Annotated in this window: 20 protein-coding genes and 1 pseudogene; 13 read left to right on the top strand and 8 right to left on the bottom strand. The window is 56.5% G+C overall.

Annotated elements, in window-relative coordinates; genetic code table 11:
• Nucleotides 1–40: 40 nt before the first annotated feature.
• A complete protein-coding gene (locus ACYQ15_RS03905) occupies nucleotides 41–412 on the bottom strand; it encodes a helix-turn-helix domain-containing protein (protein WP_459936219.1) in 372 nt (123 codons plus the stop codon).
• Between the two features lie 122 nt (nucleotides 413–534).
• Nucleotides 535–651: pseudogene (locus ACYQ15_RS03900) on the bottom strand (ATP-binding protein); the annotation flags it as partial.
• 567 nt (nucleotides 652–1,218) lie between these two features.
• Between ACYQ15_RS03900 and carB the strand changes: the two are divergent.
• The 6 genes from carB to ACYQ15_RS03870 all read left to right on the top strand — a co-directional run bounded on the left by carB (nucleotide 1,219) and on the right by ACYQ15_RS03870 (nucleotide 11,268).
• Entirely contained in the window at nucleotides 1,219–4,455 is a 3,237-nt protein-coding gene (carB, locus tag ACYQ15_RS03895; protein WP_459936218.1) for a carbamoyl-phosphate synthase large subunit, read from the top strand.
• A 224-nt stretch (nucleotides 4,456–4,679) separates the two neighbouring features.
• Nucleotides 4,680–6,077, top strand: coding sequence for an amidophosphoribosyltransferase (gene purF / locus ACYQ15_RS03890; RefSeq protein ID WP_459936217.1), 1,398 nt, complete (start codon nucleotides 4,680–4,682; stop codon nucleotides 6,075–6,077).
• A 16-nt stretch (nucleotides 6,078–6,093) separates the two neighbouring features.
• On the top strand, nucleotides 6,094–7,113 hold the full coding sequence (locus ACYQ15_RS03885) for a KpsF/GutQ family sugar-phosphate isomerase (protein WP_459936216.1): 1,020 nt from the start codon (nucleotides 6,094–6,096) through the stop codon (nucleotides 7,111–7,113).
• Nucleotides 7,114–7,813: 700 nt separating this feature from the next.
• On the top strand, nucleotides 7,814–8,308 hold the full coding sequence (locus ACYQ15_RS03880; RefSeq protein WP_459936215.1) for a zinc/iron-chelating domain-containing protein: 495 nt from the start codon (nucleotides 7,814–7,816) through the stop codon (nucleotides 8,306–8,308).
• On the top strand, nucleotides 8,284–10,692 hold the full coding sequence (locus tag ACYQ15_RS03875; RefSeq protein ID WP_459936214.1) for a penicillin-binding protein 1A: 2,409 nt from the start codon (nucleotides 8,284–8,286) through the stop codon (nucleotides 10,690–10,692). Before ACYQ15_RS03880 ends, ACYQ15_RS03875 begins: the two co-directional genes overlap by 25 nt.
• 117 nt (nucleotides 10,693–10,809) lie before the next feature.
• Nucleotides 10,810–11,268, top strand: coding sequence for a chemotaxis protein CheX (locus ACYQ15_RS03870; RefSeq protein ID WP_459936213.1), 459 nt, complete (start codon nucleotides 10,810–10,812; stop codon nucleotides 11,266–11,268).
• Here the strand turns inward: ACYQ15_RS03870 and ACYQ15_RS03865 are convergent.
• The 3 genes from ACYQ15_RS03865 to ACYQ15_RS03855 form a co-directional block, all read right to left on the bottom strand.
• Nucleotides 11,262–11,726, bottom strand: a complete 465-nt coding sequence (locus ACYQ15_RS03865) for a response regulator (protein ID WP_459936212.1) — start codon at nucleotides 11,724–11,726, stop codon at nucleotides 11,262–11,264. The two genes, ACYQ15_RS03870 and ACYQ15_RS03865, sit on opposite strands and share 7 nt — an antisense overlap.
• A gap of 1,040 nt (nucleotides 11,727–12,766) precedes the next feature.
• Nucleotides 12,767–14,473 carry a sigma-54 dependent transcriptional regulator gene (locus tag ACYQ15_RS03860; protein WP_459936211.1) on the bottom strand — a complete coding sequence of 569 codons (1,707 nt, stop codon included), beginning with the start codon at nucleotides 14,471–14,473 and terminating at the stop codon, nucleotides 12,767–12,769.
• A 253-nt stretch (nucleotides 14,474–14,726) separates the two neighbouring features.
• On the bottom strand, nucleotides 14,727–16,436 hold the full coding sequence (locus tag ACYQ15_RS03855) for a PAS domain-containing sensor histidine kinase (protein WP_459936210.1): 1,710 nt from the start codon (nucleotides 16,434–16,436) through the stop codon (nucleotides 14,727–14,729).
• Nucleotides 16,437–16,881: 445 nt separating this feature from the next.
• On the opposite strand from ACYQ15_RS03855, the gene ACYQ15_RS03850 reads away from it, so the two are divergent.
• The 5 genes from ACYQ15_RS03850 to ACYQ15_RS03830 all read left to right on the top strand — a co-directional run bounded on the left by ACYQ15_RS03850 (nucleotide 16,882) and on the right by ACYQ15_RS03830 (nucleotide 20,252).
• Nucleotides 16,882–17,130 carry a hypothetical protein gene (locus ACYQ15_RS03850; RefSeq protein ID WP_459936209.1) on the top strand — a complete coding sequence of 83 codons (249 nt, stop codon included), beginning with the start codon at nucleotides 16,882–16,884 and terminating at the stop codon, nucleotides 17,128–17,130.
• Between the two features lie 182 nt (nucleotides 17,131–17,312).
• The gene (locus tag ACYQ15_RS03845; RefSeq protein ID WP_459936208.1) at nucleotides 17,313–18,317 is read left to right on the top strand and encodes a hypothetical protein; all 1,005 of its coding nucleotides are present in this window, start codon (nucleotides 17,313–17,315) and stop codon (nucleotides 18,315–18,317) included.
• Nucleotides 18,318–18,636: 319 nt separating this feature from the next.
• Entirely contained in the window at nucleotides 18,637–18,837 is a 201-nt protein-coding gene (locus ACYQ15_RS03840) for a hypothetical protein (protein ID WP_459936207.1), read from the top strand.
• A gap of 84 nt (nucleotides 18,838–18,921) precedes the next feature.
• Nucleotides 18,922–19,731 (top strand): DUF1207 domain-containing protein, encoded by an 810-nt coding sequence (locus ACYQ15_RS03835; RefSeq protein WP_459936206.1) that lies wholly within the window; start codon nucleotides 18,922–18,924, stop codon nucleotides 19,729–19,731.
• Nucleotides 19,732–19,790: 59 nt separating this feature from the next.
• Nucleotides 19,791–20,252: an HPF/RaiA family ribosome-associated protein gene (locus ACYQ15_RS03830; protein ID WP_459936205.1), complete on the top strand. Its 462-nt coding sequence runs from the start codon at nucleotides 19,791–19,793 to the stop codon at nucleotides 20,250–20,252.
• A 69-nt stretch (nucleotides 20,253–20,321) separates the two neighbouring features.
• Here ACYQ15_RS03830 and ACYQ15_RS03825 read toward each other — a convergent pair whose 3' ends face one another.
• Both ACYQ15_RS03825 and ACYQ15_RS03820 read right to left on the bottom strand, forming a co-directional pair.
• Entirely contained in the window at nucleotides 20,322–21,224 is a 903-nt protein-coding gene (locus ACYQ15_RS03825; RefSeq protein WP_459936204.1) for a DNA polymerase III subunit delta', read from the bottom strand.
• Nucleotides 21,225–21,236: 12 nt separating this feature from the next.
• Nucleotides 21,237–22,520 carry an adenylosuccinate synthase gene (locus ACYQ15_RS03820; protein ID WP_459936203.1) on the bottom strand — a complete coding sequence of 428 codons (1,284 nt, stop codon included), beginning with the start codon at nucleotides 22,518–22,520 and terminating at the stop codon, nucleotides 21,237–21,239.
• Nucleotides 22,521–22,865: 345 nt separating this feature from the next.
• Here ACYQ15_RS03820 and ACYQ15_RS03815 point away from each other — a divergent pair, with 345 nt between their 5' ends.
• Nucleotides 22,866–24,317, top strand: a complete 1,452-nt coding sequence (locus ACYQ15_RS03815) for an MltF family protein (RefSeq protein WP_459936202.1) — start codon at nucleotides 22,866–22,868, stop codon at nucleotides 24,315–24,317.
• On the opposite strand, the gene ACYQ15_RS03810 is transcribed toward ACYQ15_RS03815, so the two are convergent.
• Entirely contained in the window at nucleotides 24,249–24,566 is a 318-nt protein-coding gene (locus tag ACYQ15_RS03810; RefSeq protein ID WP_459936201.1) for a hypothetical protein, read from the bottom strand. The genes ACYQ15_RS03815 and ACYQ15_RS03810 overlap by 69 nt on opposite strands.
• A 212-nt stretch (nucleotides 24,567–24,778) precedes the next feature.
• Here ACYQ15_RS03810 and ACYQ15_RS03805 point away from each other — a divergent pair, with 212 nt between their 5' ends.
• Nucleotides 24,779–26,053, top strand: a complete 1,275-nt coding sequence (locus tag ACYQ15_RS03805; RefSeq protein WP_459936200.1) for an IMP cyclohydrolase — start codon at nucleotides 24,779–24,781, stop codon at nucleotides 26,051–26,053.
• Nucleotides 26,054–26,212: the final 159 nt, after the last annotated feature.

The raw sequence follows: 26,212 nt of genomic DNA, 5'->3' as shown, positions 1-26,212 counted from the left end.
ATCATGAGACTGATGTGGCATAAAAACATGCGCTTTGCCGCTAGCTTACCATTACCGTCAGCGTCTTGCCATGCATTCTCGCTACACCGGCTACTCCCCCCAGCTTTTTCAAGCCGTGGGCGCGCTTGGGCAGCCGTTCGGCTTCCAGGGCCTGACCGACCGGATCATTGCCGATGTCGGCAAGCCTCATCCACTTCGTGCCCATGCCCAAAGCAAAAATCACCGCGGCATAGGCTCCAATGCTCACTCCGGGATCGCCTTTCTGAATTTTGGCCAAAGTCTCCCGGCTGATCCCGGCCCGCTCCGCCACCAGGGTCATTTTTAACCCTCGCAGCAATCTGGCCCTGCGGAGGTCTTCTCCGAGGCGGACAAGTCCTTGACGTACGCTGAGAGGAGGTTTGAGTTTCGCCATGATATTTCCATTAAAATTGGCTTTTAATTTTATAATGCTGCCTATTCCGGTGAAATTGACCAGCGATTCCGGTGAAAGTGACCACTGTATCGGAGCGAAGCGACGCCGGGTTGAAGGGCTGTCTACATTGGGTCAGTTGATGACAAAGAGAGCGACTTGATCTTTCTCATGGAGTCTCCAGTAAGGTTGAATTTGTAGGCGTTGTGAACAAGCCTGTCCAGGATGGCATCTGCCAGGGTTTCACATGATGCTTCTTTCTCCTGTTTCAAGGCCGGCAGGGTTAACCCAAACTTACTCTTCCGCGAGGGTCATTTTTGCCAGGGAGGGGCATAGAGCCATATCTCCCGGCCTGATGCGGCAAATGGATGTCTGGTCGGTAACCAAACTCGACCCAAAGTGAGAGAATGAAACGTCGGCTGCGTGGATAAGCTGGCGCGATGCCGCGATCCAGAAGAGACTGCCCGGCATGATTGGGAAGATACCATAAGAGTGACAACCGCCCGAATACCTTTGCCTATACAGCCCGAAGTCGTCTCCGGCAATGGCGGATTGCATACATCATATGTCTTGTAACATGCGGCAACGTGGCTCCAAGACTGAAAGCGCAAAAGAGCAGTTGCTTGAGCGAGAGGCTCTGGTTGTGGCGATTTGCCTTTACCATCACTCTCGAGTAAATGCTTCCAGTTCGGTTTGTTGCCGGAATGCCGCACCTGAAGCCGAACGAACAGTGCATTGACGGCACTTCCGCAGTCACCCTGATATTTTAGTCACCTTCCACACCCGCAACCTATCCGAGAGACATACTCATGCCCAAACGAACCGACCTCCGCCGCATCATGCTCATCGGCTCCGGCCCCATCGTCATCGGCCAGGGCTGCGAGTTCGACTATTCCGGAACCCAGGCCCTGAAAGCCTTGAAGGAAGAAGGCTATGAAGTCATCCTGGTCAATTCCAATCCGGCCACCATCATGACCGATCCTGAATTGGCCGATAAAACGTACATCGAGCCCATTGTCCCGGACGTGGTCGCCAAGATCATTGCCCGGGAGCGCCCGGACGCCCTGCTCCCCACCCTGGGCGGGCAGACTGGGTTGAACATCGCAGTGGCTTTATCCGAATCCGGCGTTCTGGAGGAATACGGCGTGGAGTTGATCGGCGCCTCGCTGCCGGCCATCCGCAAGGCCGAAAGCCGGGAGGAATTCCGGCAGGCCATGCTGAACATCGGCCTGCAGGTCCCGAAAAGCCTGATTGCGCGGAACATGGATCAGGTTCGCCAGGCCGCCAAGGAGATTGATTTTCCGATCATCATCCGCCCGGCATTCACCCTGGGCGGCACCGGCGGCGGCGTGGCCTACAACCAGGAGGACCTGGAATCCATGGCCGAACAGGGCCTGACAGCGAGCCTGAAAACCGAGGTCATGCTCGAGGAGTCCGTCCTGGGCTGGAAGGAATATGAAATGGAGGTGATGCGGGACAAGAACGACAATTCCGTGATCATCTGTTCCATCGAGAACCTGGACCCCATGGGCGTGCATACCGGGGATTCCATCACCGTGGCCCCGGCCCAGACCCTGACGGATGACGAATACCAGCAGATGCGCAATGCGTCCCTGGACATCATGCGCGAAATCGGCGTGGAAACCGGCGGCTCCAATGTCCAGTTCGCGATCAACCCGGTCAACGGCAACATGGTGGTCATTGAAATGAACCCCCGGGTCTCCCGGTCCTCGGCCCTGGCCTCCAAGGCCACCGGCTTCCCCATTGCCAAGATCGCCGCCAAACTGGCCGTGGGCTATACCCTGGACGAACTGCCCAACGATATCACCCGGGAAACCATGGCCTCCTTCGAACCGGCCATCGACTACTGCGTGATCAAGATTCCGCGCTTCACCTTTGAGAAATTCCCCGGTTCCCAGGACTACCTGACCACGTCCATGAAGAGCGTCGGCGAGACCATGGCCATCGGCCGTACCTTCAAGGAGGCCCTGCAAAAGGGCATGCGTTCCCTGGAAGTGGGCGTCACCGGTCTGTGTTCGGATTTTTCGCAGCAGCTTCCGGACCATGAAACCATCCTCGCCGGTTTGCGTCTGCCCCACTCCAAGCGCCTCTTCATCCTGCGCCAGGCCCTGGCGGCCGGACTCGGCGAGACTGAAATTCAGGAAGCCACGGGCATCGATCCCTGGTTCATCCGTCAGATCGCCGAGGTGGTTGCCTTTGAAAACGAACTGAAATCCTTTGCCCTTTCCGAGAGCCTGTCCGCGGCAAACCCCAAGATGCCGCACATCCTGCGCCGGGCCAAGGAAATGGGTTTTTCCGACGCGCAGCTGGCCGTAGCCTGGAAGCGTTCGGAAACGGACATCCGCAAGATGCGCCTGGAACTGAACATCGTGCCCACGTACAAGCTGGTGGACACCTGCGCCGCGGAGTTCGAAGCCTATACGCCCTACTACTATTCCACCTACGAGTCGGAAAACGAAACCCGGACCAGTGTAAAACGCAAGGTGATCATCCTGGGCGGCGGTCCCAACCGCATCGGCCAGGGCATTGAATTCGACTACTGCTGCTGCCACGCTTCCTACTCCCTGCGGGAAATGGGCGTAGAATCGATCATGGTCAATTCCAACCCGGAGACCGTAAGCACGGACTACGACACATCGGATCGTCTCTATTTCGAGCCGCTGACCTTTGAAGACGTGATGAACATCGTGGAAATGGAGCAGCCCGAGGGCGTCATCGTCCAGTTCGGAGGGCAAACGCCCCTCAATCTTGTGGTGCCCCTGATGCGGGCCGGAGTGAACATCCTGGGCACCAGCCCGGACAGCATCGACCGGGCCGAGGACCGGGAGCGCTTTCAGGCCATGCTCCGGAAACTGGATTTGCGCCAACCGGATAACGGCACGGCCATGACTCCGGATGAAGCCATCGTCATTGCCGGACGCATCGGCTATCCGGTGGTGGTCAGGCCTTCCTATGTCCTGGGAGGACGGGCCATGGAAATCGTCTTTGACGAGAACCAGCTGCGCTCCTATTTCACCGAAGCCGCCCAGGTCTGTCCCGGTCATCCGATCCTGATCGACAAGTTCCTGCAGCACGCCGTGGAAGTGGATGTGGATGCCTTAAGCGACGGTGAAGACACCTATGTCGCCGGCATCATGGAGCACATCGAGGAAGCCGGAATCCATTCCGGCGATTCGGCATGCGTCCTGCCGCCTCACACCCTGCCCGAGGAGGTTCTCGCCGAAATCCGCCGCCAGACCGCGGCTTTGGCCCGGGAACTGGGCGTGGTCGGACTGATGAACATCCAGTACGCCATCCAGGGCGGAACCATTTACATCCTTGAGGTCAATCCCCGGGCCTCGCGCACCGTGCCCTTTGTGAGCAAGGCCACGGGCCTGCCCCTGGCCAAACTGGCCACCCGGGTCATGCTCGGTGCCCGCCTGCGGGATCTGAACATTCCCGACCAGCGACCCCTCAATTATTTTTCCGTCAAGGAGTCCGTCTTCCCCTTCCGCCGCTTTCCCGGGGTAGACGTGCTGCTGGGGCCGGAGATGCGTTCCACGGGCGAAGTCATGGGCATTGACGAGAGTTTCGGCCTGGCGTTCATGAAAAGCCAGTTGGCTGCCGGGCAGCGGCTGCCGGAATCCGGCACGGTGTTCATCTCCGTGAACGACGAAGACAAGGAAGAGATGCTGCCCGTGGCCCGGGTTTTTCAGGAGCTCGGCTTCCGCATCCTTGCCACCCGGGGTACCGCAGCCTACCTTCAGGATCATGGGTTGCACCCTGAACAGGTGTTCAAGGTCCACGAAGGCCGCCCCCACGTTGTTGATCACATCAAGAACAAGGCCATAGACCTGGTGATAAATACCTCCTCCGGAAAGAAAAAAACCATCAGCGACTCTTCATCGATCCGCCAAAGCACCCTGCTCCACGCCATCCCGTACACCACCACTCTGGCCGGGGCCAAGGCCATGGCCCAGGCCCTCCAGGAATTGCGGGGCCGGGGACTGGAAGTGAAGAGTCTGCAGGAATATCATCAAGGTTGAGCAAGAATCGTTTTTACTCACTCAAAGGGGAACTGCTCAATAACTCAAGGCAAGTGGACCACACAAAAAACACCTGGACCCGGCCTGCGCCGGAGTGACGACCGAGAGAACTCGCAATCGAGGTGCTCCATTCCGTCATACCGGCGCAGGCCGGTATCCAGGCAGCTCGTATCCGCGGTGGTTGGTTGCCCTGCCTTATGGAGCAATTACCTCAAAGGCATCATATGAAACGTGAATATTGCGGACTCGTCGGCATTTCCGGTCATCCGGAAGCAGCCAGGATGGTCTATTTCGGCCTGTACGCCCTGCAGCACCGCGGTCAGGAAAGCGCGGGCATCGTGACCTGGGACGGGGCCAATCTTCGGGAACAACGGGGCATGGGACTGGTGGCCGACGTGTTCAACGAACGTCACCTGGGCAAGGAACTCAAGGGCGACACGGCCATCGGCCACATTCGCTATTCCACCACCGGGGCCTCCCTGTTGCGCAACGCCCAGCCGTTCATGGTCCGCTTCGGGGACTTCCGGATTGCCATCGGTCACAACGGCAATCTGGTCAATGCACAGGCTTTGCGCCGGGAACTGGAGGATCAGGGCTCCATTTTCCAGACCACCATGGACAGCGAAGTCATCATGCACCTGATCGCCCGGAACCTGAACGGCAAAGGCCTGGTAGAAGCCGTCGCCCTGGCCTGTTCCCGGATCAAGGGCGCCTATTCATTGATCATCCTGGCCAACAACAAGCTCATCGCCCTGCGCGATCCCCTGGGCTTTCGCCCCCTGTCCCTGGGCCGGATGGGCGACAGCTACGTCGTTGCTTCCGAAACCTGCGCCTTTGACCTGCTCGAGGCCGAACATCTGCGCTGCATTGATCCAGGTGAAATGGTGATCATCGAGGACCGCTGCCTGACCTCCAGGCGGTTTGCCGATCCCGAGCCGACCAAGTCCTGTATTTTCGAACTGGTCTACTTTGCCAGGCCGGACTCCCTGGTTTTCGGCACGGAAGTCTATTCCGCGCGCAAGCGGATGGGAGAGATACTGGCTCGGGAAGCCCCCGTGGACGGCGACTACATCATGCCGTTTCCGGATTCGGGAATGTACGCGGCTGTTGGTTATGCCCAGGCTTCAGGCCTGCCTTTCGAGCTGGCCATGATCCGCAACCACTACATCGGCCGGACCTTCATCCAGCCTTCCCAGGACATGCGCGATTTCGGCGTCCGGGTCAAACTGAACCCCGTGCGCTCGCTGATCAAGAACAAGCGCATGGTAATCATCGAGGACTCCATCGTCCGGGGCACCACCATCCGCACCCGGGTCAAGAAGCTGCGCGAGCTGGGGGCGCGGGAAATCCACATGCGCGTCAGTTGCCCGCCCATCCGGCATCCCTGTTTTTACGGCATTGATTTCTCCTCCAAGGGCGAACTGATTGCCGCAAACCATCCGGTGCCGGATATTGCCCGGTACATCGGCCTGGACAGCCTGCACTATCTGAGCATCGAAGGCCTGTTGCAGGCCACCGGCCGCAGCGAAGGCTATTGCCTGGCCTGTTTTGACGGAAATTATCCGGTTGCCGTGGACGGTCCCTGTTCCAAGATGTGCCTTGAAGACAAGTGCTGCGGCTGACTTGCGGGAGCCGCTGATGGATCAGGAACTCGATCTGCAATCCGCAATCCGTTCCGGCCGGCAAGACTGGCTGGCTCTGGGACGCGAGGTACTGGATGTCGAGATTGCCGGCCTGACCGCGGTCCGCGACGATCTGGGGCCGGGCTTTCTGGATGCCCTGGAAGCCCTGGCCAACTGTTCCGGCCGGGTGGTGGTCATCGGTCTGGGCAAATCCGGCCTGGTGGGCCGCAAGATTGCCGCCACCCTGAGCAGCACGGGCACTCCGGCCTTTTTTCTGCACCCCGTGGAAGGAGCTCACGGCGATCTGGGCATGATCCGGCCCGAGGACGTGGCCCTGGCCATTTCCAACAGCGGCGAAACCGACGAACTCAATGCCATTTTACCCACGCTGCGATCCCTGGGCGTGCGCATCATTGGCCTGACCCGGAATGAACGCTCCTCCCTCGGCAACTTGTGCGACATCGTGATCAAGGTGGCGGTCCCTCGGGAGGCCTGCCCTCTCGGATTGGCCCCCACGGCCAGCACCACCGCTGCTCTGGCCGTGGGCGATGCATTGGCCGTGTGTCTGATCCACTGGAAACGCTTCGATGCCTGCGCCTTTCAACGCTGCCATCCGGGCGGCGCTTTGGGACAGCGCCTCCGACTCTCCATTCGCGACGTCATGCACCACCGAAAAGGACTGCCCGTTGTCCGCTCCGGCGCTTTTCTTGGCCAAGCCTTGTCGGTCCTCAATGAGGGCGGTCTGGGAACCGTGGCCGTGGTGGACGAAGCCGATCGACTCGCCGGCATCCTCACGGATGGCGATATCCGCCGCCTGGTCTGCCAGGGCCGCCTGGATCCGGAACTGGCCGTGGAAGAGGTCATGACCAGGGCGCCGCGCAGCGCTGCCCCGGATCAGACCGCGGCTCTGGCCCTGGACATCATGGAATCCGCGGCCATCACCGTGCTGCCGGTGGTTGACTCCTCCGGAATGCTCCAGGGCATGGTCCATCTTCATGATCTCCTCGGCAAGGGACGGGTGAAGTTTTCTGGCTGAGGTTACGGACTTGTGGCTGAACTGAAGGATTACCTCGCAGGTTTGTGTTGGTGATTGCTGAAGATAACTGCTCAGCACACGTTCTTCCTCCGATAATCGGTGTCGGGGTCAATATCGGAATCGGTTTCGAAAAAATAATTGCCCTTCCACATGGCTTCGCTCCGATACCGACCCCGACACCGATTCCAATGCCAAACTCGGCAACAGCTTGTTTTGCTGAATAGTTGATTTCGAGGTAACCATTCAGCACATCATCCGTATGGTCATAAATCCGCACTGGATTCCGGCTTTCGCCGGAATGACATATTGGAGAACCCGTTTCCACGTCAGTCATGCCCGCGAAAGCCGGTATCCAGGTCTTTTTTCTGACTTTGCTGAATAGTTACATTTCGAGTAACTATTCAGTTCATCCGGAGGGTGGTCATTTACCTGCACTGGATACCGGCTTTCGCCGGAATGACTTATCGTGGCAAGCTGCATCTATACAGTCATACCGGCGAACGCCGGCGCTATCGCTATCCAGATCTTTTTCGCGGATTTTGCTGAATAGATACGATTTCGATTGCGGATTTTGATTGCGGAAAAATGGGAGTGGGCTGGAGCAACTGACCGGGGAGTGAGTTTGACAGACCGGACCGAGGGTGGGATCTGTGGGGAATGTGCGCTGTTGCATCCGACATGTTGCTGGATTGATCCTGCCATGGTGGATACGTGTTTTCCTATCAGTCTCGAGGAACAGACCCGTCTTGCCCCTCATGCCCAACGCCTGGGAATTCAGGGCCATTCCTGGTCACCCAACACGGAATTCTTTCTGCACAGTCTGCATAAACTGTTTCCCGGCGAACGCGAACGTATTCAGGTTCTTTTTCCGGAAGGTGAAAGACATTGCCGATTGGCCATCAAAAATGATGGAAGTTGCCTGTTTTTGGGAACCAATGGGTGCATTCTTCCGAGAAAGGACCGCCCCTTTTATTGCCGTCTCTACCCCTTCTGGTTTATAAATACCAAATTGTTCACGTTCTCCTCGCGCCAATGCCTGGCCGTGAACCGTGTTTCCTCAACCACGGGGCTGTGCGCCCTGTTCAAGACCGATCCATCCGCTCTGCGCACCCTGTACGAAATGCTGCGTACCTCCTGGGGACTGCCCGCGGATGAGAAGAGATACATTTCATGCGCAAAAAATTGCTCGTTATAGGAAGCGCATTTGTCGTTCTCCTGATGCTTGCCGGAATCGGCGGCCTTGTCGGACTCTATTTCTGGGCTGCCCGGGACCTGCCCAGCTTCAAGACAATCACGGACTACAATCCTTCCCTCGTCACCACGGTTCTGGCCCGGGACGGTCAGGTTCTCGGATACTTCTACAATGAGCGGCGGTTTCTCGTGGAGTCCACGGATCTGCCCCCCAAGGTGACCCAGAGCTTCCTGGCCGCGGAAGACAGTAATTTTTATCACCATGAGGGCATCGACATCTCCGGAATCCTGCGCTCCCTGATTCGCAACATCCAGGCGCGGAGCATCGTTCAGGGGGGAAGTACCATCACCCAGCAGGTCATCAAGTCATTGCTCCTCACCCCGGAACGCAGTTACGAGCGCAAACTGAAGGAAGCCATCCTCGCCTACCGTCTGGAACATTACCTGACCAAGGATGAGATCCTGACCATCTATCTGAATCAGATATTTTTCGGCGCCGGCGCTTACGGGATCGAAGCCGCCGCCAGAACCTACTTCAACAAGCACGCCCACGAATTGACCCTGGCCGAGGCGGCTCTTCTGGCCGGCCTGCCCAAGGCTCCCTCCATGAACAACCCCCTGCGCAACGCCTCCAGGGCCCGCTCCAGACAGGTCTACGTCCTGGAGCGGCTGCTCACTCTGGGTTGGATTACCGCGGAGGAATACCGGACCGCCATGGATCAGCCCATGATCTTTGACACCGGAAGCGATCCATCCTGGAGACAGGGCGCCTGGTATCTGGAGGAGGTTCGCCGGGAATTGATCGCCAGATTCGGTGAGGAGAAGGTTTATAACGGAGGGTTGAAAGTTCAAGCCCTGGTGGACTTGGACCATCAGGCAGCCGCTGAAAACGCCCTGCGCGGCGAGTTGGTCGCCCTTGGCAAGCGTCAGGGCTGGCAGGGTCCGATCCGCGCTCTTGCCGGTCAGGATGCCGACTCGTTCCTGGAGTCGCAGTCGATTTCTCCGGCAGCCTTGCTTGCCGGCGACTGGATCCGGGTTCTGGTCACGGACGTGCGCTCAGACGGGGCCTATGTCCGCTTTGGGCCGTATCACGGCTGGATCGATGTTCAGACCATGGGATGGGCCAGAACCCCTGATCCGTCCCGAGCACCTGAAGACGTTCCCCCTGTGCGTGATGCGCAGCGCGTTTTGAATGTGGGCGACGTGGTCTGGGCCGCCCTGCGCCTGGACAAGGAAGAAGATATGGAGGACTTGTCTCTGGACATGGATGACGCGGTCCTTCCGGCGGCGCTTCTGGGGCGGAAGTGGGAGCTTTCCCTGGAGCAGGAACCCTTGGCGGAAGGCGCGATTGCCTCCATTGATCCCCACACCGGGGATGTCCTGGCCCTTGTCGGCGGTTACAGTTTTCATCGCAGCCACTTCAACAGAGCCACCCAGGCCATGCGCCAGACCGGTTCGACCTTCAAGCCCATCGTCTACTCCGCCGCCCTGGACAACGGCTTTACCGCGGCTTCCATCCTGATGGACGCCCCCATTGTCTATACGGATGCCACCACTCTGGACACCTGGAAGCCGGAAAATTTCGAAGGCCGGTTTCACGGTCCGACCATGCTCCGTACGGCGCTGGTCAAGTCCAGGAATCTGGTCACCATTCGCGTGGCCCAGTCCGTGGGCATTCACAAGATCATCGATCGAGCACGGGAATTGGGTCTTCAAGGTGATTTTACTCCGGACCTTGCGGTCAGCCTCGGTTCAACTTCCGTCAGTCTGATGAACATGTGCAAAGCCTTTTCCGCATTTGCCCGGGACGGTTCCACCGTGGAGCCGCGAATCATCCTGTCCGTTCATACGGCCTGGGGTGAACCGTTGCTGGAAAACGAAGTCCGAACCACGCCGGCCATATCTCCCCAGAATGCCTACATCATCACGGAGATGCTTCAGGAGGCCGTCCGGGACGGAACGGGTCGCCGTGCCCGGGCCCTGGGACGGCCCGTGGCCGGAAAGACAGGCACCACCAACAACCACCATGATGCCTGGTTTATCGGGTACACGCCGTACCTTCTGACCGGGGTCTATATCGGCTTTGATCAGCTGCAATCGCTGGGCAGGATGGAAACCGGATCCCGCGCGGCCCTGCCGGCATGGCTGGCCTACCGCCGGCAAGTCGAAGAAACCTATCCAGAGCAGAACTTCACGCCGCCTGCCGGTTTGACCATGGCCCGGATCGATCCAGAAAGCGGCCTGATCGCCGGACCGGATTGGAGGGGAACGAGCTTTCTTTTGCCGTTCATTTCAGGTACTCAGCCGCAACAGGTTGCCGTCAGCATGGTTGACGGCGTCAAGGAAAGACCGAGTACCGAGGAAGACCTTTTGCGGCAGGTCTTTTAGCTGAAGCTGAAAGACCTGCCCGGATGCTTGCCGCCAGATAAAATGACGGCCGGATGCATGCCGATATGCTGCTATCCGGCCTGATGCCGCCCGATAAATCTCCAAGGAGCACGATCTATGAGCATTGAAATCGCCAAATCCTTCACCAAGGCGACATCGGAAGTACTGTCCACGATGGCCATGATCACCCCCGTGCCGGGAAAACCGTACGTCAAGAAGGACAGCATGGCGAAGGGCGATGTGACCGGAGTCATTGGTTTAACGGGAGACAAGATAGGAACCATATCCGTGACCTTCACCCAGAAATGCGCATTGGCCGTGGTCAAAAACATGCTGGGCGACGACATTCAGGATGTCATCACGGATACGAAAGACGCCGTGGGCGAGATCACGAACATGATCTCCGGCAAGACACGACAACTGCTGGCGGAAACCGGGCTGACCATCCTGTCCGCGACCCCCACCGTGATCATGGGCAAGGGGCACACCATTCATCACATCTCATCTGAACCGATCATGGCCATCCCCTTCACTACGGAACATGGCGAATTTACGGTGGAATTTTGCTTTCAGTGATTGATTTCCGGTGATTGTACCTGAGGGGAACAGCCGATCCCTGGATAGGAAGCGCTGAAGGATATCGATTTTTCTTTCTTGCGAACCGGCCTGGCTTGGGACGCCCGCAAGGCCAGGTCGATGGAATACAGCAATCCTTTTTGTCTGAGCGGTTTTGTCAGATACACTGCTCTCATGCGCTGACTGGCGTCCTCGGTTTCCGTGGTTGGATACGCCGTCATGATGATCACCCGGGTTTTGAGATTGCGCTTCACGACCTCCCGCAAAATATCCATGCCGCACCCATCCTCCAGAATAATATCCGCGAGGATGAGATCGAATTCCAAGGCATCCATTTCCGACAAGGCTTCACGATACTTTTCCGCGGTGATCACATGATGCCCCTCCGCGGAGAGAAATCGTTGAAAACTGAAGCGAATGGATTCTTCATCGTCAATAACAAGAATATTGGCCTGCATCCGGGAACCTTGCGAGTGAGTATAAATTACTGATATCGTAATAAAATTTTTGTTACATCGGCGGTAACCATTCAGCACATCATCCGTATGGTCATAAATCCGCACTGGATTCCGGCTTTCGCCGAAATGACATATTGAAGAACCCGTTTCCACGTCAGTCATTCCGGCGAAAGCCGGAATCCAGGTCTTTTTTCTGACTTTGCTGAATATTACATTTTTTGTAACTATTCAGTTCATCCGAGAAAAATCGGACTGGATACCGGCCTTCGCCGGTATGACTTAACTTTGAAAGGACGTGGTTTGTTACGTCATTCCGGCGAAAGCCGGAATCCAGCTCTGGCGAGTGACCACAAAGTATATGCTGAATAGTTACCATCGGCGCATCGCCCCCAAGACAGGAGGGATTCGTCGTCTTTCGAAACAAATATTCGTCCTTCGCGGCATCCTTCATTCTTCATCAAGATGCGTGCCATTTCCCTTGGCACGTGTATATCCTGAAAACATCCAGATAATTCATCCGATTGCCGACGACGTTTTGTAAAAGCATAAGGGATGCGATTGCGAGGATCATGTTGCACGCAACAAAATTGTTGCCCGAGGTTTCATCTCTCTCGCAACACATCAAAATTTGATGGAACTGCTCAGCTTCTGAGCTTCTTGCTACGCAACTGCTCGGCTTCAAGAGCGAAACGATGTTGGCTTGGCACAAACCTGTGGCAAGCATGACCTGGATTCCCGCCTTCGCGGGAATGACTTTTTTAGCCGTTCCCGGACCAGATCATACCCGCAAAGTGAGCATCCAGCCCGGTTTACTCGAATGATCTGTAACTGCGCAAAAAGGTCAGGCGATGAGGTTTACCGTGCAAGGAGTGTCTCCGGGATGGAGTTTCGTGATTCAGCTACTGGCACGCTCCAGCCGAAACTTTGGCTTGAGTGCGTTACACCGCTGCCGCACTGGGGTGCGGCGCTCCCTGGATTCAACCCGCTGATTGCCACAAGTTTTCGAGCAGTTACAATGATCTGAATAAATTACCTTACAACTATGACAAGGCAACCGGCGTGAGGTTGTATTTCTTGATTTTTCGGTAAAGGGTAACGCGATCCACGCCCAGAAGGCGGGCTGCCTTGGCCTTGTTCCAGGCGGTTTTATCCAATGCCTCGAGGATCGCCTGGGAATCGACTTCGCGATGTCTGGTGGAGGATTGCTTCTCCAGTTTCGGGGCATTCATGAAATCCGACGGAAGATGGTCAAAGGTGACGATGTTCTGGTTGCAGATGACAAAGGCATGCTCCAGGGTATGCTCGAATTCACGCACATTGCCCGGCCAATGGTATTTGAGAAAGGCGTTCAAAACGTCTGAGGAAACCGCCTCGATGTCTTTCTTGAACAGCGCGTTGAACTTGTTGCGAAAATGCTCGACCAGCAGCGGAATGTCCTTGCGCCGTTCCCGCAGTGGCGGCAACCGGATCTCCACCACTTTCAACCTGTAGTACAGATCTTCCCGCAGTTCTCCTCGACTGACCCGCTCGGCAAGATTGCGGTGGGTCGCCGCGATCAGCCGGACATCCACCTTCGTGGGCGTCGAACTCCCAACCTGCTCGAACTCCTTGCCTTCAAGAACCCGCAACAGCTTCAACTGAACCTTTGGCGAAAGATCTCCAATTTCGTCAAAAAAGATGATCCCGCCGTCGGCCCTGTGCAAACGTCCGGGATAGTCACGGATGGCGCCGGTGAAAGCGCCCTTGACATGGCCGAACAGTTCGCTTTCCAGGAGTTCCTCCGGAACCGCGGAGCAGTTCACCTTGACCAAGGGTTTATGGCTTCGGTCTCCGGCAAGATGCAAAGCCTCGGCCACCAGTTCCTTGCCTGTTCCGCTTTCGCCGGTGATGAGCACCGTGGTCTGCACCCCGGCCAGGGCCTTGATGAGGGAATAGACCTTTTGCATGGGCTCGCACACGCCGACAATGCGGTGAAACTTGCGGTGCTCCTTGAGTTCGCTTTCCAGGGCGGCCATTTGCGTATCGTCTCGCAGGGACATGACAACCCCCGCGGCCATGTTCTGCTGATCCAGCAAAGGATACATGCGCACGCTGATGACCCTTCCAGGGCGATTCGCGGGACGACATTCGATTCGATCCACGCATATCGGCTCGCCGGTCCTGATCCCCTCCTCGAGAATCTCCCTGCACCTGCCGGTGCAATTGGCGGACAATGAACCAAAATGCTTGCCGATGTCGTCCCGATTATAACCGCACATGCTCGTGGCCGCGTCATTGAGCTCAACCACGACTCCGTCCTTGTCAACGGTGACAATGGCATCCCTGACGCTTCGGAATATCGCCTCAAGATTAGCCCGGTAGCGTTCCTTCTCGTCGCTCACAAGCTTGTATTTCAGGGCCGTTCGCGTCACATGCAGCAACGACTCCTGATTCACCGGCTTGGAAATATAATCAAATGCTCCCAGTCGGATGGATTCGGCGGCGGTTTCAAATCCGGGATCTCCGGTGATCATGATTACCTGACAATTCAGCCCCAGGGCCTTGATCTCTCGCAAAACGTCGATTCCCGTGCCATCCTCCAAGATGATGTCCGCAAATACCACGTCAAAGTCGCCATCCGCGAGAAGGTCCAGGGCTTCGGTATGGTTTGCCGCTGTCGTCACGATATAGCCGGCTGCGCCGAGGAATCGTTCAAAGGTAAACCGAATAGACTCCTCATCGTCGATAACAAGAATTTTTGCGATCATCTTTCCCCTCTTGCTGAGTATGATTTACTGTATTTAATCAAACCGAAACCATTCAGCTCACTCGGCGGGAGGTCATTCACCTCCACTGGATTCCGGCGTTCACCGGAATGACTTGTCGCAGCAAGCCCATTCATTCAGTCATGCCGGCGATTGCCGGTATCCAGTTCGCCTACTCGGATTATGCTGATATAGATATTCAAAACGTAGCTACTCCCGCTGTTCCTGTTTCGTGCATCCGCATTGGACAGGGCAGCTATTCCATTGCCGGCAAATCGATGATCACACGAGTAAAATCATCCTTTTCGCTTTCAAATGACATCACGCCGCCATGTTCGGTGATGATGCCATGCGAGATGGTCAACCCCAGTCCGGTCCCCTTGCCGATAGCCTTTGTTGAAAAAAAGGGCTTTGTGATCAAGGGAAGATCATGATCGCTGATCCCGGAACCGAGATCGAAAAAAATGATGCGTACGTGCTGACGGTTTTTGACCAATATTTTCTCAATACTGATCTCGAGACGTTTTTCCGCATGTCTGGTGGTAAACTTCTCGTTCAGGGCATGGCGGGCATTGTTGATGATATTGATGAAAACCTGCTGCAGCTCTTGAAAGTAGGCGTTCACGAAAGGAAGATTCTCAGCAACGTGAATCTTCAGATCAATTCCTTCCTTGCGAATCTGGGCCTGGGACAGCACGAGAGATTCCTCAAGAACGGTCTGGATGCGCACAGGTTGTTTGTCGCTACGTCCGTGCCGCGTATAGGATAGCAGTGTTTTGACGATCCGACCGACCCGTTCCCCCTCCTTGACGATGCGTTGTCCGATGTCCTTCTCCAGGCTGCCCGGAAGACATTCGTTGATCAGGATTTGGCCGTAATTAATGATCCCGGTGATGGGATTGTTGATTTCATGTGCCACCCCAGCGGCCAACTCCCCTAGTGCCGCCAGGTGACTGGCCTGCAGGGCCTCGGCCTGGAGCGCCATTTTTTCGGTAATGTCGCTGACCCACAACAGGACACTGTTGATTTTTCCGGCATCCCTGACCGGAAATGCCTTGACATCCAGGACCGCTCCGTCAAAGTTGACCACAGCGACCTCTACTTCATTTGTCGCAAAGCATCGGGCCGTCGGATTGTTAAGGGATATGCCGGAAGGTGCAGACAGCAGCCTGTCGCAATACTTGCGCACGGCGCTCGAACTATCCCGTTCCAAGCCTGAATCCATTTCACGATTGGTCCACAACACTTCCAGAGACGGTGAGAAGAGAATCAATGTATCACTGATTGCATTCAGGAGGGCATGAAACTCCTGGGAAAGTCTTCTGAATCGTTCTTCGCTCACCTGAAGTCTCGCGGTCCTTTCATTGACCATTTGCTCCAGATCTTCATGCACCTTGTTCAGCTTTTCTTCCGCCTTCTTTCGGGCGGTAATGTCGGTAGTCGAGGTTCGGCAAACCACGGCGCCATCGATGTCCGTTCCAAGAATACTGTCCAATTGTACATGGAGCAGGCGCCCTGCATCTCCTTTCAGTCTCACCTCACAGGACTGGCGTTCGCCGGTTTCAAAAACAAGATCGTGATGTGATTGCAACCTGTCCTGGTCCGCCATGAAGGCATGCGCCCATAACAGACTGTCTATCAGTTGACTGCGGACAATGCCGAGCTGATCGGCAAAGGTGAGATTGGATTCCAGGATACGTCCGGTTCTTTTGGTGGTCACATAGCCGACCGGAGCAAAATCATAAAGATCATTGTATTTTTCCATCGCCAGGTACAGCCGTTCCTGGGTCCGATGAAGCTCATCATTTTGCATTTCCAGCTCTATCTGGTGCACCTGCAGCTCATGAAGCAGATTCTGCCGGTCATGCGGTGTTTCGCGCCCAGTCGGTGACTGGAGAAACTCCCTGCTTTCTTCACCCTGCCGGGCCTTCAGGATACGATCTGGCTTGTCAAAATCGTCAGGCATATCAACCCTCCAGTTTGGCATTGGGATGGAGCCGAAATAAAGACGCCGCAGAAATCTGTACGCCGAAGAAATCCCCTCCGCGAATGGTGCCGGACCACGAAGCCATGGTCAGTAAGATTGAAGTTCATAGTTCAACAAGCCTCCAGTTGCCAAGAAGCTCCAGGTTCATGGCCGGAGAAATGTCTTTCTTTTCCAGATTCCAAAGCACCACACGGCGAAAGTACGCAACAATTGTGTTGCATGCAACACTTTCTTCATGACAATCACTTGCAGCAGCGCTTGCCCATGACACCCAACCATTTGGAATATACTCAGATATACCATCTCCTCATCTTGGGCATGGATGTTGCTCAAGTATGGGTTTGACAAGCCGCCCTCCATACATACTGAAGAATGTGAATGACGGACAATGAAGTCGAACAAAAAAAGCAAAAGGGAGAAAACAATGAAAAAATCAGTGATTCTCGTGATTCTACTGGCAAGTCTTTCCTTGATGCAGATCGGATGCGGACGGTTTACCGGCGGCGCGGCCACGGGAGGAGCAGTGGGCGTTCTCGGAACCGGAGCCGCCTATGAATACCAGACCAAACGCCAATTGGACCAGTTGGAGGCGGATCTGGCAGCAGGAAGAATCACTCAAGAGGAATATGATATCAGGAGGGATCAGATCTCAAGAGGTTCCATCATCTATTGATATCCATTCAAGTTTTTGCTGATCGGCGGTTGCTCTGGAACCCGGTCTCGATGGCATTGAACTTATTGACGTTAAGCCGCGGAAGAGAAGCATGCCGAACAGCAGGCCGGCTGAGGATTTTTTTGGGCGAAACCAAAAAAGAGCTTGAGGAAAGTTGATCTATTTCAAAAGGAGAGGTTGAAATGAAAAACACTTTTAAAATCCAATTCCTTGTATTGGTAGCGTTTCTGCTGGTTGGACTCGTCGGACCGGTGCAGGCCCAGACGCAGCTCAGGGAACTGGGACAAAGCCCGTTTTATCCGAACGAGATGAACACGGTGGGAGATTTCCAGGAGATGGTCAGGGAGACGATGCCGGCCATTCGGGAAGGCTTCAGCATGGTGGGGGCGCAGGACCTGGTGGACCCTTTCGTTGATCAGGTTCGACAGGGCAATATTGAGCAAACCAGCATTCCTCCAGGGCAGAGAATGCAGTGGATGCTGTTCAGAGCAGGTGGTCGCATCGAAGTCCTCAACAACCTGGTATGGGCCGGTCAACAGCCTTTTAACGCATTCCAGGTTTTTGTGGACAGAGGGCCAAACAGGCACGTGTTCATCGTGCCCGCGGTGTGTGGAAACATAACCCTGGTCCAGACAATTCAGGCGCCAGCCCCTGCACCGGCCCCGACTCCGGCTCCAGCACCGGCACCGACTCCGGCGCCCGCGCCAGCCCCAGAACCGGCCCCGGCACCGACTCCTCCTCCACCACCGGTTGAAGAGGTCCAGGAACTGGTCACCAGAATTCCCGGCAATTTTGTGGCTGACCTCGGTTACATGCACCAACCCGATCCGGCAAACTACGCCTTGTTCCGGATTGGATACAGGTACCCGGTCCACCAGAATATTTCCATTCTGGGCATGGTCGGTTTTGCTCCTGTATTTCGAGGCGACGACGATGATGATTCCTTTTTGATCGATCTGCTTGCGAACTATCATCACGATCGGATGTTTTTCGGAGCCGGAGTCGGCTTCTGGACTTCCAGCGACAACGACCGTTTCGATCTTATCCTGAACGCGGGGTACAGAGTCTATGAGATGCCGAATCGGTTCAACGTATCCCTCTTTCTGGAAGCCAGAGGAGCCGTGGATGAGCTGAATGAATTGGCGGATTATGGGCGATTCGGGGGTGGATTGCGTGTGGAGTTCTAATATGAACTGATCCGCTTCAATTCATCTGATCAGCTCTCTTGCTGAAATCGTCGGGGCGAGGAACGGATTGTTGGAATCGCAACGACCGGCAACCTCGTCCCGACGATATTTATTGATACAAACCAGGCCAAAGGATCGTTCTTCCTGCTGTAGTTTCTTTATGTGAGGATTCGCAGTTACCATTACCGCGAAACAAGGGAAAGTATCACATGAAAGAATCGCCGTCTCGGATCGTCATGATCAAAAGCCATGTTCGGAACCAGGGGAGCCTTCTGATTCCGAAACATGGCGGATACTATCAACTGAGGAGCCACCAAGGGTGGCATTTGAAAAACAAACGCAGAGGGCAACGAGATTCCGAAAAAATCGGCAGGTTGATGCTGTGGATCTTGTGTTTGTCGATTCCGGTCCTGGTGCTTTTTCTTCTGATCCGCGGTTGGATCTGACGGAGTGTGCATGGTTCAACGCGAAGAAGGAGCAAGTCCAAGCCGCGCGACAAGGATCATCACGCCTGCTCTGAACCCGGCCCAGATATGCCGGTCCTGGAATTGTTCAGCTATTTTTTCCCGGAGCTTTGTCCACCTGAAACATAGAACGACGCATTATGAAAAGGCCCTTCCGCAAGATATTCATGGCTGTAGTCACCGCCATGGGGATGCTGTTGATTGCATCGGTTCACGCCTTATCAGCGGCTGATTCGAGTGTCTACGCGGAAGTGCACCAGTTACATCCGACAATCCAGGGCGATGGGTATCAAAGCCGTATCCAGGAATTGCCGGATGAGACGTTCACCATCACAAGAGAAGGAACTTCCTGGAACAGTCAACGAGGAGACGGCAACCGAATCAGCCTGTTTTCCCTCCTTGAACCTGATGAAACATTTCCTCATGATCTCGAGCCTGGTCTCGGGTTTGCTTCGTCCTTCTTGTCCGACACTGAGAATTTTTCCCAGTTCGACCGCTTTTTTCGCCAGTACCCGTCCTCCAGCAAGGCATATCAATTAGATCCCTTCAAACAACGGGTGAAACCGAGCCCCGAAGGTATCGGCTCCTATCTTTCCTATGACCTGTTCCACGGACTGCGCATTTTTGGAGGCGCAGGCCGCTGGTTCCAGCATGAGCCTACGCCTGTCAAGCCATGGTTCACCCGATCAGGGCTGGAATTTGAAATGCCCAAAGCGTGGCTTGACGTTGGCCTCCGGCCCATCGGTTCCATCAACATCCGGAACTTCAAAGACGACGAATGGCACATGGATGTCTCCATGCGGGCCGGATTCCAAATTGAAAACACGCTGCTCCTGAACCACAGGCTGCTCTTTTTGATCGAATACTTTTTCGGCCGATCTCCGGATGGCGAGTTTTATATTCGTGATGTGGAATCCATTGGCATCAGGCTCAATTATTTCTATGATTGAAGCCGAGCAGCAGTCGCCCCCATAAGAAGAGACATTAACCGTAAATTCAGTAAGGAGAAATGATGATCATCCAAGTCAATACGGACAAGCATATTGAAGGTCGTGAACAACTGGCCGCCGAAGTGCAAGCCGTGGTGGAACACAGCCTGACCAAGCATCGTGATCATGTTACCCGCGTGGAAGTCCATCTCAGCGATGAAAACAGCCTCGTCCGCGGCGGCGACAACGACAAGCGCTGCGTGATGGAAGCCCGCCTCAAGGGTCGCAATCCCATTGCCGTAACCCATAAGGCCGGCACGTTGACCATGGCCGTGGAGGGCGCGGCGAACAAGCTGGAAACTTCCCTGCGCAGCATTCTCGAAAAATTGAAGGACCACCAGAATCCTGCCCGGCGAGCCATGAAAACGGCCATGCCCGCCTCTTCCGACGAGATGGCTGAAGCCGCAAGCGAAGTGGAAATCGAGCTCGAAACGGAAATGAAGGAGGAAACGGAGGAAGCGGATCAGGCTCGCAAATGCTGAACCGGGGATGAAGGTTGCATAAATGGTTGGGGGGACGGGATCTGCTGCAGCGACGTCCCGCTCGGGTGCTCAGGGCTGCCGCATTGCCAGGATATTTCGCATCCCGGAGGCCAGCCAATCCAGTACCAGGGCCGGCGAAACTTGATAACGCAGCGCTTCTTCAGCTTCATCAAGCCGCAGGTCGATCCGACGCCAGGCCCGGGGATGCCCCTGGGCCAGAAAGACGTTGGCAAGGCTTGAATCCGAGACGCCCTGACAGGCCTTGATCAGACTGCGGCGTGTCGCGTGGATCATATTGAACGCCAGGTTGCGGTCGACCTGCCCCTTGACCATGGTTTTGCCAAACCAGCCCCGCCCTGACTTGAGGAACACGCAGAGCGTCTCCTCCCATTCCGGAGCAACAGCAGCCTCCCCGGCTGCTTCCAGATCCCAGGACAAGGTAACGACCCAGCTCCGGGAGACCAGGGTCGGCAACAGGCGTTCGCGTTGCGGGGTCAGCAGGACGAAGCTGTTCCGGGAATCCGTCTCCTCCATGGATTTGAGCAAGGCATTGGCTGCTTCCACGGTCAACTCCTGCGCCTCGCCCAGTACGAGAACCCTGCGCTTCCCACTGCGTGGAGCCTGCCCCAGAAGCCCCCGCAACTCCCGCACCGCGTCAATGCTGATCCGCCCTTCCCGACCGTCCAGATAGATCAGGTCCAAAAACGCCGCGTCTCGAATCCGACTGCACGTCGGGCAGCTCTGACATGGTTCCCGGCCTGATCCGCTGTTCAGCAAGGCCATGCAGTTCAGCAACGCAACCCAATACAGCCCGAGCTTTTCGCGATCCTCGGCTGCTCCGCCCTCCAGCAACAGCACTCTCGGCGGACGTTCAACCAGACGGGAAAGACAATCCAGAACCCTCTCCTGCCCCTTCAGGGAGAAAGGATCGATCGCTTTACCGGTTTCGTTCTCCTGGGATGGGTTGGTCATCGCTATTCGCGCTTAGCCTCTGCGTTCAATGGTCTGCTTGCGGTCCGGCCCTACGGAAATGATGGATACGGGAACGCCCAGTTCCAGCTCGATCCGCTGAATATAGATCTGGGCCGCAACGGGCAGGTCTTCCCAGGAGACGGCTGTGCTGATGTCTTCCCCCCAGCCCTCCACCTCTTCATACCGGGGCTGGACCTCGGCCATGAGTCCTTCCCCCTGAGGCGGATACAGCAACGTCTTCCCGTTGTGATCGTATCCGGTGCAGATCTGAATCCGATCCAGGCCGCTGAGGACGTCCAGCTTGGTCAGGACAACTTCGTGCACGCCATTGAGGCGGACGGATTCGCGAAGCAGAGGCAGGTCCAGCCATCCACAGCGTCGTTTGCGGCCCGTGGTCGCGCCGAACTCGCCGCCCTGGCGTTGCAGGCGTTCGCCCACCTCATCGAACAGTTCCGTTGGAAACGGACCGGAACCGACCCTGGTGGTATAGGCCTTGACGATTCCCAGCACCGTGCCCAGATCCTTGGGTGCACATCCCGCCCCGGCAGCGGCATTGCCGGAGACGGTGTTGGAAGACGTCACAAAGGGATAGGTGCCGTGATCAATATCCAGGTGCGTTCCCTGCGCGCCTTCAAACAGAATGTTTTGTTCGGATTTCGCGGCCTGGGCAATGCGTTCCGACACATCGCCGAGGTACTCGACCAGCCGCGCCCCATGCTCCATGACAGCGTTGAAAACCGCATCCCCATCCATGGCGTCAACGCCGAAATAGCTCGTGAACAGTGCATTCTTTTCCGCGAGGGCTTCAATAATCTTGGACCGAAGCAGGTCAGGATTCGCAAAGTCCCCGGCTCTGATGCCGACACGAGCGACCTTGTCCTCATAGCAGGGACCGATCCCTCGGCCGGTGGTGCCGATTTTCTCGCCGGTGCGCTTTTCTTCCCGTACTTTGTCCAGAAGGCGGTGGTACGGCATGATCACGTGGGTCTTGGGGCTGATCGCCAAGCGGTTCGGACCGACATCAATGCCGCGCGCGGCCAAGGCGTCCAGTTCACGGCAAAAAACTTCCGGGTCCAGGACCACGCCGTTGCCGATCAGACAGACCTTGCCGGGATGCAAAATACCGGAAGGGATCAGGTGCAGGATGAATGTTTCCCCGCCCACGACCAAGGTATGACCGGCGTTGTTTCCGCCTTGAAAGCGCACGATCAATTCCGCGCGCTCCGTCAGCAGATCAACGATCTTGCCCTTGCCCTCATCACCCCACTGGGTGCCGACGATTACCACATTTGACATTAACCACTCCTTGAAAGTACATGTACAAGTTTACGCAAGACGACCTCACTCCCTAAAAAAGGCCGTCCTTAAAGTCAATGCATCTCAAGAAAATGCACGGTCATATCGATCAGGATCCCAGGTCCTCGCGAGTACACGACCACTCTTTCGACTGGCAACTTTCCTCGGAAATTGCCTTTGGGACCGCGTTCCTGGCTGAATCCGTTCTTGCTCAACCTCAGACCATCCCACGAATCGCAACCTCGACATCCTCATGATCCTGACGAATATCCCGGGGTGCGACGGATGCTTTGCCGGACTTGCCGGGCGCAAGCACGTCCATTCCGGCGGTTCCCTGTATCGCCCATGAAAAACCTCGTTTCGGCTCTTCCCGGTCCGCGCGCCCGGCTGCTCATTTTTTTACTGGTGTTTGTCCAGCTCATCCTGGTGAACAAACTGCTCTGGAATACCCGTCCACCGGGATTGATCACCCCGGTGATCAGAGTCCTGGCGCCGGATTCGGAATTGGTGCATTCCCATATCTCGCCGTATGGACCGGGTCTGGAACGGGAGCTGGTGGAATTGTTCGCGGAACAGACCGGAATGCACCCTGTCTGGATTCATATGGACAGCGCCGGGGCAGCCTGGGATGAACTGAGCCGCCGCCGGGCCGATCTTCTGGTTGGAGCCGGCTATGCACCGCCGCGCCGCTTTCTGGACGTCCTGGTGGCGCCTGTAACAGCCGGCCCCACCTACGCCCGCCATTCCGTGGGCGTGGTTCATCAGCGAAAAAATCACGGCTCCCCGGATCTCTCCGACCTGTGCGCGGAGCAGATGCTTCTGCCGGAGAACGCCCTGCTTCGGCAAACATATGCCCGGCTTTTGGACGACCTCGCGTGTACGACGCCGGCTCTGTTCACGATCGAAGGATCATTGCCGGTCCAGTTCGCGGCCATGGAGGAATCCGATGCCCGCTATACCCTGGTGGACACCGGGCGTTTTACGCTCTGGGAGCCGTTCTACGCGGACCTGCAGCTCGCCGGCAGCCTCGATGCATCGCTGGAATATCGCTGGTTCTGGCGTGGGGATCATGCCGGACCCGCGGAGCATCTGGATCGGTTCTGGAAAACATTGATCAATGACAGCGAGCTGACCAGGATTCAGGACAAGTACCTCGGATTCCTGCCGGACAGGAGCGACCACTTTGCCCTGCGCCATTTTCTGGAGACCTTGCAACGCGAACTTCCGCGCTACAGCAAAACCATCCTCAAGGCGGCGGAACGCCATGACATCGATCCGTTGCTGCTCATTGCCCTGATCTATCACGAATCCAGATTCGACGCCTCGGCGGTCAGCCGGACCGGAGTGCGCGGGATCATGCAGATCACCCAGGCCACGGCCCAGGCACTCGGTCTGGATGATCCCATGAACCCCACCGGGAGCATCATGGCGGGGGCCGCTTACTTACGCCAAATCTGGGACCGGCTGGACAGGCCGGACATCTCGGAATGGGACCGCTGGTTCCTGGCCCTGTCCGCGTACAATCAGGGGCTGGGGCATACCTGGGACGCCATGCGACTGGCCGGTGAATTCGGATTGGCGGAAACGAGCTGGAACGACGTAAAAACCGTTTTTCCCCTGCTCAGTCAACGGGAATACTTCAGCAGGACTCGCCACGGTTATACCAGGGGATTCGAGGCCGTGGCCCATGTCGAGGCGATCCGGTACTACTACTATATCCTGCACGGTCTATTCGTCCTTGAGCGCCCTGAAGGGCAACACCTTGGCGGGCTTGGATTCGCGCCCTTTCTGTCCTGACCGGGGCAGCGGCAACGCCGGCGGATCCAGATCTTTTTTCGGTTTCTGCTGGGCCGCCCAGTGATGGTTGAAGAGATGATTTTTCCAACGTACGACTTGGATCAGCCCCAGAATCATGACGGCCTGTTCCCATTTTTTCGTCGGCTGAAACTCGCCGGCCATGCTTTCGTATTTATCCCATAATGCGGTCAACGACGCCTCATCGAACGCCGCAAGCTGATCAGCCAACTTGATTAACACCTTTTCCACGGGTATTGCCTTCCTTCGTTTTGATGCATTCATTGAAACAGCACACTGCTGCTTTGGCCCTGTCTAAGCGTTCCGGCTCGGCTTTTCAAGCCGCCTGATCCGGATGAGATCCTGATTCTGACGCCCTCATCCCCCTGAGCCCCGCAGCGGGATACGAAAACGGCCGCCGCCCAGGACAGTTCCCAACTCGTTCCAACCGACACGGAGCATACATGCAGGATTTGAAAAACATCTACCGGACCCTGTCCTCGGACCCCTTTCCGAAGACCATGACCATTCGCCTGGGGGACCAGGAACTGCTTTTTCACAAGCGTTCCTGGCACATCGACGGCGAGGACCGGGGACTGCGGTACGGCGAGAATCCGGATCAACCCGCTGCCCTCTATGCCCTTGCCGACGGATCCCTGGAACTGGACGGAATACGATTTCGCGACGCAGAGGACGGACTCGTCTCCGCCGTAACCGAGGAGCACATGCTCCAGGCCGGCAAACATCCGGGCAAGATCAACCTCACGGATGTGGACAACGGAATCAACATCCTGCAGTACCTGCACACCAGGCCCGCAGCCGTGATCCTCAAGCACAACAATCCCTGCGGCGCGGCATGGAACGAGCAAGGGCTGGAAACCGCCCTCAAGAACGCCTACTGGAGCGACCGCATTGCCGCATTCGGCGGCACCGTTGTCGTCAATAGGACCGTGGACGCCGCCTGCGCCGCTTTTCTTGGGGAATCCTACTTTGAAGTCGTGGCCGCGCCGGACTATGATTCCCAGGCCCTGGAACTTCTTAAAAAACGCAAGAACCTGCGTATTCTCCGCCTTCCGGGATTGGCCCGTCTCGAGGAATTCGCCGGAAAACCATTTCTAGACATCAAGTCCCTGGCAGACGGGGGCATGATCGTCCAGTTTTCATTCACCAACCGGATTCGAACCCCCCAGGACTTCCTGCCGGCCAAAGCCGAGAAGGACAACGTTCTATTCCAGGCCAGTACGCCGAGTCCCCGGGAGATGGACGATCTGCTCTTTGCCTGGGCCGTGGAAGCCGGAGTGACGTCCAATTCCGTGCTCTTCGTGCGTGACGGGGCCACGGTTGCCGTGGGAACCGGCGAGCAGGACCGGGTTGGATGCGTCCAGTTGACCATTCACAAGGCCTACACCAAGTATGCGGACTGGCTTTGCTTTACCGAACAGGGCATCTCCCTGTACGAGTTGCAGGCCAAGGCCGAATCGGATACCCAGGCCCGCGCCGCACTGGAGAACATTCAATCCCGGACCCAACTGGCCAAGGGCGGACTGCCCGGGTCGGTTCTGGTTTCCGACGGCTTTTTCCCCTTTCGTGACGGCGTTGATCTGGCCATGGCCCAGGGCGTCATGGCCATTGCCCAGCCCGGCGGCTCGATCCGGGACCATGAAGTCATTGAGGCGGTCAACCAGGCCGAGCCCCAGGTGGCCATGGTCTTCACCGGCCAGCGATCGTTCCGGCATTAGTGATCTATACCTGATAGCCTGCAAGAAAAAACAAGAAGTTTTGAACCCCCAGTGACGGGCGTGAGATAACCGCCCGCTACGCTCAAGACGCAGGGGACGCCAAGGAAACATTTTGGAAATCAGGGAAAGAGCTGCTTTCCAAAAGGATATCTCACCCCT

The organism is Desulfonatronum parangueonense (genome assembly GCF_054656975.1).
This window is presented reverse-complemented; position numbering and strand designations above follow the sequence as displayed.